Here is a 17,124-nt window from a genome sequence, read left to right on the forward strand (position 1 = left end):
GCTGAACAGGGGAAGGCAAGGAGCCGTACTACTCGGCATCCCCGGCAGCCATGGCGGGGGAGCAGAGACGCGCCGCACCTGGAGGGTCGTCCGTTGTTCAGCATCACCGTCCGCGATCACATCATGATCGCCCACAGCTTCCGTGGCGACGTCTTCGGACCGGCGCAGCGCCTGCACGGGGCCACGTTCCTCGTGGACGCCACGTTCCGGCGCGAACAGCTGGACGAGGACAACATCGTCGTCGACATCGGGCTCGCGACCCAGGAACTCGGGGCGGTGGTGAGCGAGCTGAACTACCGCAACCTCGACAACGAGCCCGACTTCGCCGGTGTCAACACCTCCACGGAGTTCCTCGCCAAGGTCATCGCCGACCGGCTCGCCGAGCGCATCCACAAGGGCGCGCTGGGCGAGGGCGCCAAGGGCATCGCGGGTCTGACCGTCACCCTGCACGAATCGCACATCGCGTGGGCGAGTTACGAGCGTGCGCTGTGACCGACACGACGATCGAACGGCCCGAACACAGCGGGCCGGCACCGGCGCGGCTGAATTATGTACCCGTGCAGCACGCCAGCCTGAAGAACGCCGAGATCATCCCCATGTCCCTGCGCACCGTGCACTTCGTGCTGCCGGGCGGCGTCGACGACCCGGCAGCGCCGAGCGGCGGCAACGCCTACGACCGGCGCGTGTGCCTGGACCTGCCCGGCTTCGGCTGGCAGGTGACCAAGCACGCCGTGGCCGGTGACTGGCCCCGGCCGGGGGCGGCGGCCCGTACCGAACTCGCCCGCGCCCTGAGCGGCTTGCCCGACGGTGCCGTCGTCCTGCTCGACGGGCTGGTCGCCTGCGGCGTCCCGGAGATCGTCGTGCCGGAGGCGGAACGATTGCGCATGGCCGTCCTCGTCCACCTCCCGCTCGGTGACGAGACGGGGCTCGACCCGGCCGTGGCCGCCGAACTCGACGCCAGGGAACGGGCGGTGCTGCGGGCGGTGCCGGCGGTGGTCGCCACCAGCGACTGGGCGGTCCGCCGTCTGGTCGCCCACCACGGCCTTCCCCCGGAGCGAGTGCACGTCGCGGCCCCCGGCGCCGACATCGCGCCGCTCGCGCCCGGCACCGACGGTGTGTCACGGCTGCTGTGCGTGGCCGCCGTGACCCCGCGCAAGGGACAGCACCGGCTGGTGGAGGCGCTGGCCACGGTGACCGACCTGCCGTGGAGCTGCGTGTGCGTCGGCAGTCTCACCCAGGACCCCGAGTACGTCGCCCATCTGCGGTCCCTCATCGCCGAGCACGGCCTTCAGGACCGGCTGCAGCTGGCGGGCCCGCAGTCCGGCGCCGCACTGGACGCCAGTTACGCCACCGCCGACCTGATGGTGCTCACCTCCTACGCCGAGACGTACGGCATGGCCGTGACCGAGGCACTGGCGCGTGGCATCCCGGTCATGGCCACGGACGTCGGCGGGCTCCCCGAGGCGGTCGGCCGCGCCCCCGACGGCGGCGTGCCCGGCATCCTCGTCCCGCCGGAGAACCCCGCCGCCATCGCCGCCGAACTGCGCGGCTGGTTCGGCGAGGCGGACGTACGCCGTCGCCTCAAGGCCGCCGCCCGCAGCCGCCGCGCCGCCCTCGGCGGTTGGGCGACGACCGCACAGAGCCTGGCGGCGGTACTGCGCCGGCTCCCGACCGACCCCCGGAGGGCCGCATGACGAACCCGGCGACGACCCACCAGAGCGGGACGATTCCGGCCCAGCCCGGGCCGAGGGAGGCTGCCGAGTCGATGAACGGCATGGTCGAGGACGCGGGGCCGAGCGGGTATCCCGGGGCGTGGCAGGCCGCCGAGTCCGCGGATGCCGTCATCCCGGGCGCGGGCCCCTCCGGCACACCCGGCGCGCGGCCCACCGTGAAGCTGCGTGAGGCCGACCCCGACGATCCGCCCCGTTACGCGCCCGAGTGGCTGGAGCTGAGGGAGCCGGCCGATGCCGCCGCGCGGGCGCACGATCTGCTCGACCCGTTGCGCATCCGGCTCGCCAACCTGCCGGGCAAGTCCGGCGGTGTCGTCATCCACGACCTCGGGTGCGGTACCGGCTCGATGGGCCGCTGGCTGGCCGCGTGTCTGGACGGTGCGCAGCACTGGGTCCTGCACGACCGTGACCCCTATCTGCTGCACTTCGCCGCCGTCGCGTCCCCGCGTACCGCCGCCGACGGCAGCCGGGTCACCGTGGAGACGCGGCGCGGCGACGTCGCCCGCCTCACCGCGGACGCCCTGCGCGGCGCGTCCCTGGTGACGGCGTCCGCCCTGCTGGACGTCCTCACCCGCGAGGAGGTCGACGCCCTCGCCGCCGCCTGCGCCGGAGCCGGCTGCCCCGCCCTGCTGACGTTGTCCGTCGCCGGCCGCGTGGAGCTGACGCCGTCGCACCCGCTGGACTCGGAGATCGCCCAGGCGTTCAACGACCACCAGCGCCGCGACGGTCTGCTCGGTCCCGACGCGGTGTCGGCGGCGGCCGAGGCGTTCTCCGAGCACGGCGCGACGGTACGGCTGCATCCGAGTCCGTGGCGGCTCGGTCCCGAGCAGGCCGCGCTCACCGAGCAGTGGCTGCGCGGCTGGGTCGGTGCCGCCGTCGAGGAGCGTCCCGGCCTGCGCGCCGCCGCCGACGCCTATCTGGCCGAACGTCTGGCCGCCTGCGCCGCCGGCCGGTTGCGCGTCACCGTCCACCACACCGACCTGCTGGCCCTGTGCCGCCCGGCGGGCGGAGCGTCATGAGCCCGCGGGCGGGGACGGACGTCGCGCCACGGGGCGCGGTGACGGGGAGGCGTGCGCGGCGGAAACCCGCTGACACCGTCCGGTTGCCCGAGTCCGCCGGCGGCCGGGGCCGACCCGGTGGAACGAGTGCTCCCGCGTCGTCCTCGGCCGCCGCCGAGCCGTCGCTCCGGGTCGCCGCCACGGTCGCGGACGGGCTGTCGGCGGCCGGCCGCGGCCTGCCTTCGCCCGCCGCGGCCGCCGCGGCCGGCACGGCCGTCGTGCCCCTGGCCGATCCGGACGTGCCGTGTCCGGGCGCCGGCGACACGGGCGCGCGCCGACTCGGCGAGCCGGCCCTCTCCCCCCGCCCCGCCGCGGACGCCGAGACCCCGAGGCCCATGACCGGCCCCGTCCGCTCCACCCTCGGCCGGCTCGGCTCCCGCAAGGTCCGTACGCACCTCGGCACCTTCGCCGGAGTCGTCATCCTCGGCGTCCTGCTGTGGCGGCTGGGCACCGGGGTCTTCCTGGACGGGCTGCGCCGCATCGACGGGACGTCCCTGGTGCTGGCGCTCGGGATCGGCCTCGTCACCACCGTGTTCAGCGCGTGGCGATGGGCGCTCGTGGCCCAAAGCCTCAGGATCCGGCTGCCGTTCGGGCCAGCCGTCGCCGACTACTACCGTGCGCTGTTCCTGAACGCGGCGCTGCCCGGCGGTGTGCTCGGTGACGTGCACCGGGCGGTGCGGCACGGGCAGAGCGAGGGAAACGTGCGGCGGGGCGTGAAGGCCGTCGTCCTCGAACGGGCCGCCGGGCAGATCGCGTTGTTCGCCGTCGGGGCCGTGGTCCTGCTGACCATGCCGTCCCCGGTGCTGGACCAGGCCCGGCACATCGCCCCGCTCGCGGTCCTGGCCGCCCTCGGCGCACTCGCCGTCGTCCTCGCCCTGCGTATGAACCGCCCGGCGCCCTCCCGCCGGGGCCGGGCGGTGCGCGCCCTGCTCGCCGAGGCACGTGAGGGGCTGTTGTCCCGCCGCAACGGGCCCGGTGTCATCGTCTCCTCCGTGGTCGTCCTGGCCGGTTACGTCGCCATGTTCGTCCTCGCCGCCCGCGTCGCCGGAGTCGCCGCCTCCGTGGCCGTACTGGTGCCGCTCGCCGTACTCGCGCTGCTGGCCATGGGCCTGCCGCTGAACGTCGGCGGCTGGGGGCCGAGGGAAGGCGTCACCGCCTGGGCGTTCGGCGCCGCGGGCCTGGGCGCCGGCCGGGGACTCGCCGTGGCGGTGGTCTACGGGGTGCTCAGCCTCGTGGCGAGTCTGCCCGGCCTGGTCGTGCTCGTCGCCCGCTGGTACGCGGGCCTGCGTGCCGGGCCCGGGCCCGCCTCACCGGTCCCCGGACCCGGCCCCGTGACCGTGGCCGGCTACTCGTCGGAGGTCAGCAGCGAGAAATACGCCCCGAAGGAATCCGCCAGGCTCGCCAGGAGTTCCTTCCCTTTTTCCGCAGAACCCAGCGAAGGACGGCCGATGACACCGGAATCGGTATAACCGGACATGCCGAGGGTGAGCAGATGACGCCGGTCGTCAGCGACGAAATCGGAAGTCTCATAACCGGGTCGGAGCATTTCGGGATGAGCGTGCAGAAGGATGGAGGTCTCTATTTCCCCCGCGTGCATGTCGGTGAGCAGCGAGGCGACCACACCCGCCCGCTCCCGCGCCGCCTCCCAGTCCTCCGGGGCCGGGAACAGCGCCATCCGCTCGCCGCGGGCGGAGGATTCCTGAACGACGTTGCCCAGCACGTAGTTTCCGCCGTGCCCGTTGACCACCACCAGGGCGTCGACGCCCGACCGGCGGAGCGAAGCCGCTATGTCCCGTACCACCGCATGAAGGGTCACCGAGGAGATGCTCACGGTCCCCGGCCAGGCCGCGTGCTCGTGCGAGCAGGAGATCGTCACCGGAGGAAGGAGGTGCACCGGGTACGCGCCGGCTATCTCCCGCGCGACGGCACAGGCGACGAGCGTGTCGGTCGCCAGCGGAAGATACGGACCGTGCTGCTCGAAGCTGCCCACGGGAAGCACCGCGACCTGCCGTGAGACACCGGCGCCCCGCGTCCGTACGTCTTCCGTGGTGTCCGCCGGCACCAGATCACTCATAACGACACGGCCTTTCGTCTCTGCTTAGGAACTCGAGAATCATGACAGAAAAAATTGGCGTACTCGGCAAGAAGTCACCGCAGCGGACCGGCGTGGAACGCGTCGTGAATGCGCCCTTGCCCACCGTGTACGGGAAATTCCAGGCGGTCGGCTACCTGGACCACGACCGCGGTGACGAACAAGTGGCGCTGGTCTACGGGGACCTCGGCACCGACGACGTGCTCATCCGGCTGCACTCGGAGTGCCTGACCGGCGACGCCTTCGGCTCCCAGCACTGCGAGTGCGGCGACCAGTTGGACGCCGCCCTGCGCGCGGTCGTCGCCGAGGGCGCCGGTGTCGTCGTCTACCTCAGAGGGCATGAGGGCCGCGGCATAGGCCTGCTCGCCAAGCTGCGCGCGATGGCCCTCCAGGCGGAGGGCCTGGACACCGTCGAGGCCAACCTCGCCCTCGGCCTGCCGGTGGACGCCCGCGACTACGGCGTGGCCGCCCGGATCCTGGACGACCTGGGCGTCAACTCCGTCCGCCTGATGTCCAACAACCCGCGCAAGCGCGAGGCACTGCTCAGCCACGGCATCAAGGTCGCCGAGCAGGTGCCCCTGCTGATCCCGCCGTGCGAGAACAACATCACCTATCTGCGGACCAAGCGGGAGCGCCTCGACCACCACCTGCCCCACCTCGACGCGGTGGTCAGTTCCTCCTGAGACGCCGGGGCCGGATTCGGGTGCCCCTCGACGTGACCTGGGCGTATCGGCGCGCGACCCGCGGGCGGGCCGCGTACGCTTCGTGGACATCCGCCCCTTGAGCGCCGGTCCTCGGCGGCCGGCGCCTCACGTCCGGAGGCCCACCCGGTATGACCGAGCTCCATCTGTGGCTGCGCCACGAGGCCCGAACGACCGAGCGGCGCACGCCGGTCGTGCCCGACGACGCCCGGCGGCTCGTCGAGAACGGAGTGGCCCTGACCGTCGAGGACTCCCCGCAGCGGGTCTTCCCGATCGAGGAGTACGAGGCGGCCGGCTGTCGCGTCGCCCCCGCGGGCTCCTGGGTGTCGGCCCCGCGGGACGCCGTCGTGCTCGGCCTGAAGGAACTGCCGGGTGAACCGGCCGAGCTGACGCACCGTCACATCTTCTTCGGCCACGCCTACAAGGGCCAGCCCCAAGCGGCCGGTCTGCTGCGCCGGTTCGCCGCCGGGGGCGGGGCGCTGTTCGACCTGGAGTACCTGGTGGACGACAGCGGGCGTCGCCTCGCCGCCTTCGGGTTCTGGGCCGGCTACCTCGGCGCGGCCCTGGCGGTGCTCCAGCACCGCGGCCGGCTGCGGGCACCGCTGACGCTCACGACGAAGGAGGCCCTGGACGAGACGCTGAAGCCCGCAGCGGACGACGCCGGGTTCACCGGTCTGGTCATCGGCGCCCTGGGACGCAGCGGCCGCGGTGCCCGCACCGCGTTCGCCACCGCCGGTGCGGACCCGACCTGCTGGGACCTGGCCGAGACCCGCGACCTGGACCGCCGCGCCCTGCTGGAGCACGACGTGATGGTGAACGCGGTGCTCGCCACCAGCCCGGTCCCGCCCTTCCTCCGCGAGCAGGACCTCGACAGCCCGGACCGCCGCCTGCGCACCCTGTGCGACGTGACCTGCGACGTCGGCTCCCCGCTCAACGTCCTTCCGGTGTACGACGAGACCACCGACTGGGACGAGCCCGTCCGCCGGCTGCGCGAGCACCCCCCGCTCGACCTGATCGCCATCGACAACCTGCCCTCCCTGCTGCCGCTGGAGTCCAGCGCCGACTTCTCCGCCGCCCTCCTGCCCCACCTGCTCGACTTCGGCGTCACCGGGCCCTGGGGACGCTGTCTGGACCGGTTCCGTCAGGCATGCCGTGAACACGGCCTCGACAAGGGGGGGACCCATGACCACTGACCCGGTATCCGCCAGCGGCACCGTCCACTGGATCGGCGCCGGCCTGTCCACGGGCAGCGGTCTGGCCACGCTGTGCGACACCGCCGAGCGCGTACGGCTCTGGCACCGCACCGAGAGCCGCGCGGCCGACGCCCTCGACCGGCTGGGCCTCGCCGGACGGGCCGAGCCCCGCGCGTACACACTGCCCGCCCTCGCCGCCGAACTGGCGCCCGGCGACGTCGTGGTGTCCATGCTGCCCGCGTCGGAGCACGCGCCGCTGCTCGCCGAGTGCGTCCGGCTCGGGGCGCACTTCGCGTGCTCCAGCTATGTGTCCGAGGCGGTCCTCGACCAGGTGCCCGCCGCCGAGAAGGCCGGGGTCGTCGTCCTCACCGAGGCCGGGCTGGATCCGGGCATCGACCACCTCTTCGCCCACGCCCTCGTCGCCCGCGCCCGTGAGGCCATCGGCGACGAGACGCCCGCCTCGTACAGCCTCACGTCGTACTGCGGCGGCGTCCCGGCCGTCCCGAACGACTTCACCTACCGCTTCAGCTGGGCACCGGCGGGTGTCCTCAACGCCCTGCGCTCCCCGGCCCGTTACATCGAGGGCGGCACCGAGACGGTCGCCGGCCGCCCGTGGGAGGCGACCCGGCGGCACGTCGTCGAGGGGGAGACCTTCGAGGTCTACCCCAACCGCGACAGCGTCCCCTTCGTCGCGCAGTACGGACTGCCGGACGCCTGGACACCGCGCACGTTCGTACGCGGCACCCTGCGTCTGGAGGGCTGGCTGCGCGCCTGGGACGGCGTCTTCGAGGAGCTGAAGCGGGGCGACGACGACCGGATCACCGCCCTCGCCCAGGAACTGGCCGCCGCCTACCCCACCACGGACGACGACCGCGACCGGGTCGTCCTCGCCGTGTCGCTGGACGTCCGGGCCGGGACCGGGCGGACCTGGGCGGGCGGCTACCTGCTGGACCTGGTGGGCGACGCGCGGGAGAGCGCGATGGCCCGCTGCGTCTCGCGCACCCTCGCCCTGGGCGTCCGCCACGTCCTGGACGGCTCCCTGCCGCCGGGCCTGAACCGCGCCGCCGGGACGGCGGCCCGGTCCGAACAGTGGCTGAGTGAACTCGCCCGGCACGGCGTCGAGTTCACACTCCGCGTCGACCAGTAGCGGGGCTCAGCCCGACACGGCCTCGTGGACGAATCTCTTGAGGTCGCGGAAGACCGTGTGGGAGGACCTGGGCCGTACCTGCGTCATGAACTGCACCGTCAGGTCGCGGCCCGGGTCGACCCAGAACGTCGTCGTGGCCACCCCGCTCCAGCTGTAGGCACCGAGCCCGGACGGCGCCTGGGTGCGGGACGGGTCGATCACCACGGACACGCTGAGCCCGAAGCCGAGCCCCTCGTTGCCGGGCTCGTCGTGGGCCGGGCGGCTGCCGAAGGCACGCAGGTCGGCGCCGCCGGGCAGGTGGTTGCGGGTCATCAGGTCCACCGTCTCCGGCGTGAGCAACCGGACGCCGTCGAGCTCGCCCCGGCGGCGCAGGAACTCCATGAAGCGGTGGTAGTCGTGGGCGGAGGCCACCATGCCGCCGCTGCCGGACAGGAACCGCGGCCGGCCGCCGCGCAGCGGCAGCCCGGGGATCCGCTCGATGCCGCCGCCCTCCTTCTCCCCGTACATCTCGGACAGCCTGGGCGCCTGCTCGTCCCTGACGTGGAACCCCGCGTCCGTCATGCCGAGCGGGCCGAAGATCCGCTCGGCACAGAACACGTCCAGCGGCTGCCCCGACACGACCTCGATGACCCGGCCCAGGACATTGCTCGCCACCGAGTAGTTCCACTGCGTGCCCGGCTCGAACTGCAACGGCAGACGCGCGTACGCCTCGATCGTCTCGGCCAGGTCCGCGCCCGGCCGCACCGACGACTCCAGACCGGCCTCGCGGTACAGGGCGTCCACCGGGTGGGTGTGGTAGAAGCCGAAGGTCAGGCCCGAGGTGTGGGTCATCAGGTGCCGGACGAGTATCGGGCCGGTGGCCGGGCGGGTCCGGACGTCGGGCCCGGAGCCGCCGACGTAGACCCGCGGTTCGGCGAAGGCCGGCAGGTGGTCGGCGACCGGGTCGTCCAGTGACAGCCGGCCCTCCTCCACCAGCAGCAGCGCGGCGACCGCGGTGACCGGTTTCGTCATGGAGTAGACCCGCCACAGCGTGTCCGGCTCGACGGGCCGACCGGCCGCGATGTCGCGCAGACCGTACGTCGTGAGGTGGGCGACGCGTCCGGCACGGGCGACGGACACGAGGAAGCCCGGCAGCCGGCCCTCGTCGACGAACCGGGCGAAGTGCCGGTCCAGGCGGCCCAGCGCCTCCGGATCCAGCCCGGCCTCACCCGGGTCGACGTCTTGTCGCAGCTGTGCCATCGCTCATCCTCCGTCGCGCTCGTCGAGGTGAGATCCGGCATACCCCGCCCGAACCGCCTCAGACCCCATCCTCGTGAAGGAACCATTCATGATCACGCAGGAACAGGTGAACGGTCCGATCTTGCCGGGCGCCACCGGGTGAGTACGGGCAGCGGCACAGGTGACTTGATAGGCAAGTCTCTACTTGCCTATCGTTGGGGGTATGGCGGAGGATGTCTTCAAGGCGCTGGCCGACCCCACCCGTCGGCGCATCCTGGACGAGCTGGCCGAACGGGACGGCCAGAGCCTGTTCGAGATCTGCACGCGGCTGGTGACCAAGCACGGTCTGGGGCTGTCGCGCCAGGCGGTCAGTCAGCATCTGGCCGTACTGGAATCGGCGGGTCTGGTCGTTTCACGGCGCGAGGGCCGCTACAAGTTCCACGACCTGAACACCGAACCCCTTGAGCGCGTCATGACGCGATGGCTCAAGCCCGACGCAGCGGAGGACATCTCATGAGGATTCACATCACCAGCGTCTTCGTCGACGACCAGGACAGGGCCATGCGCTTCTACACCGAGGTACTGGGCTTCGTGAAGAAGCACGACGTCCCCGTGGGCGCGGACCGGTGGCTGACCGTGGTCTCGCCGGAGGATCCCGACGGGACGGAGCTCCTGCTGGAGCCGTCCGGCCATCCCGCGGTGCAGCCGTACAAGACGGCGCTGGTCGAGGACGGCATCCCGGCCGCCTCCTTCGCCGTGGACGACGTCCAGACGGAATTCGACCGGCTGCGCGGTCTCGGTGTGCGGTTCACCCAGGAGCCGCTGGAGATGGGCAGCATCACCACGGCGGTGCTGGACGACACCTGCGGCAACCTGATCCAGCTCGTCCACACCAAGGCCTAGGCTCCAGGGCCCAGGACCGATGGCCGATGTCACGCGGCGGCCGGCTTCCTAAGCTGCGAGGCGGATCCCGCCGTAGACCAGGACGCCACGAGAAGAGGCCACCATGCCCGTGAACGGTCGCAGCCACATCCGGATCGCCCGTCCCTCCCGCGACCTCGCGGCGGCCGAGCGGTTCTGGCGGGAGGGGCTCGGGCTCAGTGTCGTGTGGCGGTCCGAGGGTGGATCCGAACCGGGCCACCACGACCTGCTGATGCTCGGCTGGCCCGACGCCGGCTGGCATCTGGAGCTCGTGCACGAGCGGGCCCGGCCGGTGGAGCCCCGCCCCACCGAGGAGGATCTGCTGGTCGTCTACGCCGACGACCCGGTCCCGGACGACCTGATCGCCCGCTTGGAGCGGCACGGCGGCAAGCGGGTCGCATCCCCCAACCCCTACTGGAACGAATGGGGCGTCACCGTCGAGGACCCCGATGGATATCGCCTGGTGCTGTGCCGCCGGGCTTGGTCCAACAGCTGAAAGACCAGCCGACCCGCGCCCGGCCGACCACCCGCCGCCGGGCCCGGGTGGGCCCGGCAGGGAGGGGGCAGGGCTCAGGCCGTCACCTTCTCCGGCTTCGTCGTCGGCCGGGCCGAACGTTCCCCCAGGGCCTCCGTCGGAATCCGGTGCGTCTCGCGAGCCGTCAGGGCGGCGATGACCGGCGGCACGCACAGGGCCGCCGTGAACAGGGCCACCGCCGGCCAGTCGTCGCCGCCCGGCCCCGCGATCCGCGCGGCGAACGTCACCGCGAAGCCGGCCGCCGCGAAGCCGATCTGCGTGCCGATGGCCACGCCGGACAGCCGGACCCGGGTCGTGAACATCTCGCCGTAGAAGGCGGGCCACACACCGTTCGCGGCGCTGTAGACCACGCCGAAGCAGAGGACGCCCAGCAGGAACGTCAGCGGGTACGAGCCCGTGGAGACGGCCCACAGGTACAGGAACATCGTCACCGCGCTGCCGGCCGCGCCGATCAGGTACACCGGGCGGCGGCCGATCCGGTCGGACAGCGTGGCCCACAGCGGGATCGCGGCGAGTGCGACGAGGTTGGCCAGGGCCCCCACCCACAGCATGGCGGTGCGCGACATGCCCACCGCGTCGCTGGTGGCGTAGGCCAGCGCCCACACCGTGAAGATGGTGCTGACCGAGGCGATGAGCGCGCCCGCGATCACCCGCAGCACATCCGCCCAGTGCTCGCGCAGCAGCACGAGCAGCGGCAGTTCGGCGACGCCCTCCTCGGCGGCCTGCTGGGCGAAGGCCGGGGTCTCGTCCAGCTTGCGCCGGATGACCCAGCCGGCGACGGCGACTCCGACGCTCAGCCAGAACGGCACCCGCCAGCCCCAGGACAGCAACTGCTCCTCGGGCATCGCGGCGACCGGGATGAACACCAGCGTGGCCAGCAACTGCCCGCCCTGCGTGCCACTGAGGGTGAAGCTGGTGAAGAAGCCGCGCCGGCCCGGCGGCGCGTGCTCCAGCGTCATGGAGTTGGCGCTGGCCTGTTCGCCCGCCGCCGAGATGCCCTGGAGCACCCGGCACAGCACCAGCAGGACCGGGGCCAGCGTGCCGACCTGGTCCCGGGTCGGCAGACAGCCGATCAGAAACGTCGACAGGCCCATCAGCATCAGCGTGAAGACCATGATCTTCTTGCGGCCGAGCCGGTCGCCGAAGTGCCCGAGCACCAGCGCGCCGACCGGGCGGGCGGCGTACGCGACGCCGAACGTGGCGAGCGACAACAGGGTCGCGGTGGCCGGGTCGGACTCGTCGAAGAACACCTCGGGGAAGATCAGCGCGGCGGCGCTGCCGTAGATGAAGAAGTCGTAGTACTCCAGGGCGCTGCCGATCCAGGCGGCGGTCGCGGCTTTCCTGGGCTGACCGGGCGGGGCTGCGGCCCCTTCGGGCATGGCGGGGACGGACACGGCGGCTCCTTGGGGGGCTCCACACCATAGGCGGAGGGAACAGAAGGACGAGCGAAAGGGATGTGCCGGATCGCGGCTAATTAACCCACTGGGTAGTTAGTAGGCGATGGCTAGGGATGCTGCGCCCGAGTGCCGCCGGTGTCAAGGGGTCGTGCGCCGGACGTTCAGTCCGCCGTGCGCTCCGCCGTCAGATACGCGATCACCATGTCGCCCAGCATGGTGCGGTAGTGCGCGCGCTGCGCCGGGTCGACCAGGTCGCGGCCGAACAGCGCGCCGAAGGTGTGCCGGTTGGAGACCCGGAAGAAGCAGAAGGAGGAGATCATCGCGTGCAGGTCGACGGCGTCGACGTCCGCCGTGAACAGCCCTGACCTGCGGCCTTCCTCCAGGATGCGGCGGATCACGTCCAGGGCGGGGGAGCCGATCCTCCCCAGCTTCCCGGAGGCGGCGATGTGCTGCGCCTCGTGGATGTTCTCGATGCTGACCAGGCGGATGAAGTCCGGGTGTTGCTCGTGGTGGTCGAAGGTCAGCTCGGCGAGGCGCCGGATGGCCGCCACGGGGTCGAGGTGGTCGACGTCGAGCTGCTGCTCGGCCTCCCGGATCACGCCGTAGGCCCGCTCCAGCACGGCCGTGAACAGCTGCTCCTTGCCGCCGAAGTAGTAGTAGATCATGCGCTTGGTGGTGCGGGTGCGGGCGGCGATCTCGTCCACCCGGGCCCCGTCGTAGCCGGCCCGGGCGAACTCCTGCGTGGCGACGTCGAGGATCTCGGCCTGGGTGCGGGCGGCGTCACGGACGCGCTCGCGCTCGCCAGGACGTGCCGGTTCTTCGACGCTGGTCATCAGGTTCCTTCGGGCGGAGGGGCCGGTGCCGGTGATTGTAGAAGCAGGGCCCGCGTCCCACCGGGGGCTTCCCGCGGTTCCGCTCGGCTGGTATAGCTAACGTACTGGTTCGTACATTAGTGAGCCGCTCGGGAGGCCCGTGTGCCCAAGGACTCGTATCTCGTCGGACTGATCGGTTCCGGCATCGGCCCGTCGCTGAGCCCGGCGCTGCACGAGCGGGAGGGCGACCGGCAGGGCCTGCGCCTGCTGTACCGGCTGATCGACATCGACCCGCTGGGAGTGCCGCCCGAGGCGGTGGGCGATCTGGTGCGGGCCGCCCGCGACCTCGGGTACGACGGGCTCAACATCACGCACCCCTGCAAGCAGCTCGTCATCGAGCACCTGGACGCACTCGCCCCGCAGGCCGAGGCGCTGGGCGCGGTCAACACCGTCGTCTTCGAGGACGGCCGCGCGGTCGGCCACAACACGGACGTCACCGGTTTCGCCGCGTCCTTCGCGCGCGGGCTGCCCGACGCGCCGCTGGAGCGGGTCGTGCAGCTGGGCGCCGGCGGCGCGGGCGCGGCCGTCGCGCACGCCATGCTCACCCTCGGCGCCGAGCGGGTCACCGTCGTCGACGCCCTGCCCGACCGGGCCGCCGCCCTGGCCGGCTCCCTGAACCGCGCCTTCGGCCGGGGCCGTGCCGCCGCCGCGGCCCCGGACCGGCAGGCGCGGCTGCTCGCGCACGCCGACGGCATCGTCCACGCCACGCCCACCGGCATGGCGGCCCACCCCGGCCTGCCCCTGCCCGCAGGACTGCTCCACTCCGGGCTGTGGGTCGCCGAGGTCGTCTACCGCCCGCTGGAGACCGAACTGCTGCGCACCGCCCGCGCGCTGGGCTGCGCCACCCTCGACGGCGGCGGCATGGCCGCCTTCCAGGCCGCCGACGCGTTCCGCCTGTTCACCGGGCGGGAACCCGACGCCGCGCGGATGCTGGCGGACCTGACCGAACTGGCCGGAGCCGTAGGGGCATCGAACTGAAGAGAGGTACCGACGTGCGCACGTCCATCGCCACCGTCTCCCTCAGCGGATCCCTCACCGAGAAGCTCACGGCCGCGGCCCGGGCCGGCTTCGACGGGGTGGAGATCTTCGAGAACGACCTGCTGGCCAGCCCCCTCACCCCCGAGGACATCCGCGCCCGCTGCGCCGACCTCGGCCTCACGGTCGACCTGTACCAGCCGATGCGGGATGTCGAGGCAGTCCCCGGGGACGAGTTCGACCGGAACCTGCGGCGGGCCCGCCACAAGTTCGAGCTGATGCGCAGGCTCGGCGCCGACACGGTCCTCGTCTGCTCCAGCGTCTCCCCGCAGGCGGTGGACGACGACGCCCTCGCCGCCGAGCAGCTGAGCCGGCTCGCCGACCTCGCCCGGGACTTCGGGATCCGGGTGGCCTACGAGGCGCTCGCCTGGGGGCGGCACGTCAGTACGTACGACCACGCCTGGCGCATCGTCGAGTCGGCCGGGCATCCCGCCCTCGGCACCTGCCTGGACAGCTTCCACATCCTCTCGCGCGGCTCGGACCCCAAGGGGATCGAGGACATCCCCGGCGAGAAGATCTTCTTCCTCCAGCTCGCCGACGCCCCGCTGCTCGCCATGGACGTCCTCCAGTGGAGCCGCCATTACCGCTGCTTCCCGGGCCAGGGCGGCTTCGACGTCGCCGGCCTGGTGCGGCACGTGCTGCGCACCGGCTACGAAGGACCGCTCTCCCTGGAGGTCTTCAACGACGTCTTCCGGCAGGCCGAGGCCGGTCCGACCGCCGTCGACGCCCGGCGTTCCCTGCTGGTCCTCCAGGAGGCGGTGGGCCGGGCCGCCCTGCCCGGGCCCGTCGTCCCCACCGGTGTCGCCTTCGCGGAGCTGGTGACGCCCGACGCCGAACCGCTCACCACCCTGCTCGGCGCCCTCGGCTTCACCCGCACCGCCCGCCATCGCGGCAAGCCCGTCGCCCTGTGGGAGCAGGGGGACGCCCGGATCCTGGTCAACACCGGGCCGGCCGTCCGCCGCGACGGCACCCAGCTCGCCGCGATCGGGCTGGAGTCACCGGACCCGGCCGCGGCGGCCCGGCGTGCCGAGGCGCTGCTGGCTCCCGTCCTGCCGCGCCGCCGGGCACCCGAGGACGCCCCGCTCGACGCGGTCGCCGCCCCCGACGGCACGGAGCTGTTCTTCTGCGCCACCGGCCGCCCGGGCCTGCCCGACTGGCGGGCCGACTTCGAGGACACCGGCGCGGCACCCGCCGCCACGGGCTTGCGCATCGACCACCTCGCCCTCACCCAGCCCTGGCACCACTTCGACGAGGCGGCCCTCTTCCACCACGGTGTGCTCGGCCTGCACGCCCAGGAGAGCGTGGACGTCGCCGACCCCTACGGTCTGCTGCGCAGCCGTGCCGTGACCAACGCCGACGGCAGCGTCCGGATCGCCCTCACCGTCGGCCCCGCGCCCACGGACGACACCGTCCACGCCCAGCACATCGCCCTGGCCACCGACGACGTGGTCGCCTCGGCCCGCCGCTTCCGGGCGGCCGGCGGCAGCCTGCTGCCCGTCCCGGCGAACTACTACGACGATCTCGCCGCCCGCTTCGAGTTCGCCGACGGCGAGCTGGAGACCTACCGCGACCTCGGCATCCTCTACGACCGCGACGCCCAGGGCGTCTTCCGCCACTGCTACACCCGCACCGTCGGCCGCGTCTTCCTCGAACTGGTCCAGCGCGACGACGGCTACCGGGGCTACGGCGCCGCGAACGCCCCGGTACGGCTGGCGGCACAGCACGCGGTGCGGGCCCTCACTGGCGGCTGACGGTGCGGGTGATGCCGGTGACGACCGTCGTGGCGAGGATCCAGCCCGTGAGCACCAGGGTGTAGGAGAGCCACTGGTACCCGCCGGTGGGGGCGAACGCGCCCTCCTGCCCGAAGGAGATCACCGGCAGCAGCAGGTCGAGCGTGTAGAAGACCGGGTTGAACTGCGGGGCCTCGTCCGCCTTCAACGGCTCGGGGTGGTGCAGTGCGTAGGCGAGGGAGCCGATCACCAGCAGCGACACCAGCCAGCCGGCGGCGCGCAGGGGCCGGAAGCCGTAGCCGACGGCCGCGTCCTGGACATAGCCCCACAACCGGCCGTACCACGGCAGGATGCCCCGGCGGCGGCGCTGCTTGGCGAGCTGGACGACGCGGGCGGCGTCGTCGTCGCCGATCCGGCGGTAGGCCGCGGTCAACTGCTCGTAGGCGTGCGGGACATAGCCCTCGCGGTCCCGCTCCAGCATCGCCAGGCGCCGCTCGGCGGGCTCGTGCGGAGTGAGGGAGGTGTAGACGAGGCTGTTGAGCAGGACCTCCTCGGGGACCACGTCCGGTTCGAGGAACAGGACGTCCAGCTGGGCGCGGCGCAGGTTGAGGGCGCCTGCCATGGGCGGGCTCCTGCGCAGCCAGAGCTCCCCGACGGTGCAGCTGCTGGCGCGCAGTGCCGTGCTACCGGGGTTCGCCAGGCGCGCGTAGGACAGGTCGAGACGGCCCGCGACCCGCGCGCCGCGCAGGCCGATCCAGCCGAGGACGTCCACGTCGCGCAGCAGGACGTCGCCCTCCACCGTGAGCGTCTCCGCGTCGAGGGCGACCTCACCGGTACCGGCCTCCAGCCGCGCCTGGCTGAGGTCGATCGTCCCGGCGATCGAGGAGCCCGTCAGACGCACCTCGCCGCGGGCGCGCAGTCCCGGCGCCGACAGGCCGTCGCCGACGGTCACATGGTTGAGCTGGAGCGCGGCCTGACCCGCGGGCGGTTCGCCGACAGCGGCCCTGTCCATGAAAAGCGCCCCGGAGATCTGCGCCCCGCCGAGCCGGACGGGCCCCTCGAACAGGCAGTCCGACATGCGCAGCACGCCGTCCACGCGCAGGGTGGCGGCGTCCAGCCCGGGCAGCACGGAGTCGCGCAGGTTCAGCTGCCGCAGCCGCGCCCCGTACAGGACGGGGACGTTCTCGAAGGAGCAGTCGCTGAGGCGCACGGCGTGGTCGACCTCTCCGTATTTGAGGTCCAACACGCCCGTGATCCGCGCGCCCGCCAGTCGGAGGGCGGCCGTCTCCCCGTCCTCCTGTGGAGCGCTCAGCAGCAGGGCCCGCAGCACGGCCGCCCGTACGGTCCGTTCGGGTCCCCAGTCCGCGCCCCGCGCCGGGTCCTCGTCCGCCGGCCCCCGGAAGTCCACGTCGTCCCCGCGTGGAAAGGCGCGCCACACCCGCACCTCGGCGGGCGTCATGTCGTCGATCTCCATCAGCGGGGACTCTGACGTGCT

At 72.8% G+C, this 17,124-nt stretch carries 16 protein-coding genes and 1 pseudogene; 12 read left to right on the forward strand and 5 right to left on the reverse strand.

Going from position 1 to position 17,124, the window contains the following annotated elements; all coding sequences use genetic code 11:
* The first annotated feature begins 93 nt into the window (after positions 1-93).
* The 4 genes and pseudogenes from HDA41_RS34260 to HDA41_RS41850 all read left to right on the forward strand — a co-directional run.
* Positions 94-492 carry a 6-pyruvoyl trahydropterin synthase family protein gene (locus HDA41_RS34260; protein WP_030843501.1) on the forward strand — a complete coding sequence of 133 codons (399 nt, stop codon included), beginning with the start codon at positions 94-96 and terminating at the stop codon, positions 490-492.
* Positions 489-1,694, forward strand: coding sequence for a glycosyltransferase family 4 protein (locus tag HDA41_RS34265; protein ID WP_184990909.1), 1,206 nt, complete (start codon positions 489-491; stop codon positions 1,692-1,694). The genes HDA41_RS34260 and HDA41_RS34265 overlap by 4 nt, the downstream gene beginning before the upstream one ends.
* Positions 1,691-2,749, forward strand: coding sequence for a class I SAM-dependent methyltransferase (locus HDA41_RS34270; protein ID WP_184990911.1), 1,059 nt, complete (start codon positions 1,691-1,693; stop codon positions 2,747-2,749). The genes HDA41_RS34265 and HDA41_RS34270 overlap by 4 nt, the downstream gene beginning before the upstream one ends.
* A 374-nt stretch (positions 2,750-3,123) precedes the next feature.
* A pseudogene (locus HDA41_RS41850) lies at positions 3,124-3,975 on the forward strand (lysylphosphatidylglycerol synthase transmembrane domain-containing protein); the annotation flags it as partial.
* Positions 3,976-4,133: 158 nt separating this feature from the next.
* Here HDA41_RS41850 and HDA41_RS34275 read toward each other — a convergent pair.
* Positions 4,134-4,862 (reverse strand): creatininase family protein, encoded by a 729-nt coding sequence (locus HDA41_RS34275; protein WP_184990913.1) that lies wholly within the window; start codon positions 4,860-4,862, stop codon positions 4,134-4,136.
* A gap of 41 nt (positions 4,863-4,903) precedes the next feature.
* On the opposite strand from HDA41_RS34275, the gene ribA reads away from it, so the two are divergent.
* The 3 genes from ribA to HDA41_RS34290 all read left to right on the forward strand — a co-directional run bounded on the left by ribA (position 4,904) and on the right by HDA41_RS34290 (position 7,921).
* Complete coding sequence (ribA, locus tag HDA41_RS34280; RefSeq protein WP_184990915.1) at positions 4,904-5,563, forward strand: GTP cyclohydrolase II; 660 nt, start codon at positions 4,904-4,906, stop codon at positions 5,561-5,563.
* A 149-nt stretch (positions 5,564-5,712) separates the two neighbouring features.
* On the forward strand, positions 5,713-6,774 hold the full coding sequence (locus tag HDA41_RS34285; RefSeq protein ID WP_184990917.1) for a saccharopine dehydrogenase: 1,062 nt from the start codon (positions 5,713-5,715) through the stop codon (positions 6,772-6,774).
* Complete coding sequence (locus tag HDA41_RS34290; protein ID WP_184990919.1) at positions 6,764-7,921, forward strand: saccharopine dehydrogenase family protein; 1,158 nt, start codon at positions 6,764-6,766, stop codon at positions 7,919-7,921. Before HDA41_RS34285 ends, HDA41_RS34290 begins: the two co-directional genes overlap by 11 nt.
* Before the next feature lie 6 nt (positions 7,922-7,927).
* Here the strand turns inward: HDA41_RS34290 and HDA41_RS34295 are convergent, their stop codons facing one another.
* Positions 7,928-9,160 carry a serine hydrolase domain-containing protein gene (locus tag HDA41_RS34295; RefSeq protein WP_184990921.1) on the reverse strand — a complete coding sequence of 411 codons (1,233 nt, stop codon included), beginning with the start codon at positions 9,158-9,160 and terminating at the stop codon, positions 7,928-7,930.
* Between the two features lie 202 nt (positions 9,161-9,362).
* On the opposite strand from HDA41_RS34295, the gene HDA41_RS34300 reads away from it, so the two are divergent.
* From HDA41_RS34300 to HDA41_RS34310, 3 genes are all read left to right on the forward strand, one after another.
* Positions 9,363-9,656, forward strand: a complete 294-nt coding sequence (locus tag HDA41_RS34300; protein ID WP_184990923.1) for an ArsR/SmtB family transcription factor — start codon at positions 9,363-9,365, stop codon at positions 9,654-9,656.
* On the forward strand, positions 9,653-10,042 hold the full coding sequence (locus HDA41_RS34305; RefSeq protein WP_184990925.1) for a VOC family protein: 390 nt from the start codon (positions 9,653-9,655) through the stop codon (positions 10,040-10,042). Before HDA41_RS34300 ends, HDA41_RS34305 begins: the two co-directional genes overlap by 4 nt.
* Positions 10,043-10,145: 103 nt before the next feature.
* Positions 10,146-10,556 (forward strand): VOC family protein, encoded by a 411-nt coding sequence (locus HDA41_RS34310; protein ID WP_184990927.1) that lies wholly within the window; start codon positions 10,146-10,148, stop codon positions 10,554-10,556.
* 74 nt (positions 10,557-10,630) lie between these two features.
* On the opposite strand, the gene HDA41_RS34315 is transcribed toward HDA41_RS34310, so the two are convergent.
* Together HDA41_RS34315 and HDA41_RS34320 are read right to left on the reverse strand one after the other, a co-directional pair.
* Positions 10,631-11,989 carry an MFS transporter gene (locus tag HDA41_RS34315; RefSeq protein ID WP_184990929.1) on the reverse strand — a complete coding sequence of 453 codons (1,359 nt, stop codon included), beginning with the start codon at positions 11,987-11,989 and terminating at the stop codon, positions 10,631-10,633.
* Positions 11,990-12,153: 164 nt separating this feature from the next.
* Positions 12,154-12,825 carry a TetR/AcrR family transcriptional regulator gene (locus HDA41_RS34320; protein ID WP_184990931.1) on the reverse strand — a complete coding sequence of 224 codons (672 nt, stop codon included), beginning with the start codon at positions 12,823-12,825 and terminating at the stop codon, positions 12,154-12,156.
* 141 nt (positions 12,826-12,966) lie between these two features.
* Between HDA41_RS34320 and HDA41_RS34325 the strand changes: the two genes are divergently transcribed.
* The gene (locus tag HDA41_RS34325) at positions 12,967-13,842 is read left to right on the forward strand and encodes a shikimate dehydrogenase (protein WP_184990933.1); all 876 of its coding nucleotides are present in this window, start codon (positions 12,967-12,969) and stop codon (positions 13,840-13,842) included.
* Between the two features lie 14 nt (positions 13,843-13,856).
* Positions 13,857-15,650, forward strand: a complete 1,794-nt coding sequence (locus tag HDA41_RS34330; RefSeq protein ID WP_184990935.1) for a bifunctional sugar phosphate isomerase/epimerase/4-hydroxyphenylpyruvate dioxygenase family protein — start codon at positions 13,857-13,859, stop codon at positions 15,648-15,650.
* On the opposite strand, the gene HDA41_RS34335 is transcribed toward HDA41_RS34330, so the two are convergent.
* A complete protein-coding gene (locus tag HDA41_RS34335) occupies positions 15,637-17,103 on the reverse strand; it encodes a membrane-associated oxidoreductase (RefSeq protein ID WP_184990937.1) in 1,467 nt (488 codons plus the stop codon). The two genes, HDA41_RS34330 and HDA41_RS34335, sit on opposite strands and share 14 nt — an antisense overlap.
* Positions 17,104-17,124 lie beyond the last annotated feature (21 nt).

This window comes from Streptomyces caelestis, assembly GCF_014205255.1.
In the GTDB taxonomy this organism is placed as follows: domain Bacteria; phylum Actinomycetota; class Actinomycetes; order Streptomycetales; family Streptomycetaceae; genus Streptomyces; species Streptomyces caelestis.

Bases quoted from the DNA above. Each gene is read 5' to 3' on its own strand.
- HDA41_RS34270 (WP_184990911.1), top strand. From the start codon at position 1,691: ATGACGAACCCGGCGACGACCCACCAGAGCGGGACGATTCCGGCCCAG.
- HDA41_RS34275 (WP_184990913.1), bottom strand. From the start codon at position 4,862: ATGAGTGATCTGGTGCCGGCGGACACCACGGAAGACGTACGGACGCGG.
- ribA (WP_184990915.1), top strand. From the start codon at position 4,904: ATGACAGAAAAAATTGGCGTACTCGGCAAGAAGTCACCGCAGCGGACC.
- HDA41_RS34285 (WP_184990917.1), top strand. From the start codon at position 5,713: ATGACCGAGCTCCATCTGTGGCTGCGCCACGAGGCCCGAACGACCGAG.
- HDA41_RS34290 (WP_184990919.1), top strand. From the start codon at position 6,764: ATGACCACTGACCCGGTATCCGCCAGCGGCACCGTCCACTGGATCGGC.
- HDA41_RS34295 (WP_184990921.1), bottom strand. From the start codon at position 9,160: ATGGCACAGCTGCGACAAGACGTCGACCCGGGTGAGGCCGGGCTGGAT.
- HDA41_RS34300 (WP_184990923.1), top strand. From the start codon at position 9,363: ATGGCGGAGGATGTCTTCAAGGCGCTGGCCGACCCCACCCGTCGGCGC.
- HDA41_RS34305 (WP_184990925.1), top strand. From the start codon at position 9,653: ATGAGGATTCACATCACCAGCGTCTTCGTCGACGACCAGGACAGGGCC.
- HDA41_RS34310 (WP_184990927.1), top strand. From the start codon at position 10,146: ATGCCCGTGAACGGTCGCAGCCACATCCGGATCGCCCGTCCCTCCCGC.
- HDA41_RS34320 (WP_184990931.1), bottom strand. From the start codon at position 12,825: ATGACCAGCGTCGAAGAACCGGCACGTCCTGGCGAGCGCGAGCGCGTC.
- HDA41_RS34335 (WP_184990937.1), bottom strand. From the start codon at position 17,103: ATGGAGATCGACGACATGACGCCCGCCGAGGTGCGGGTGTGGCGCGCC.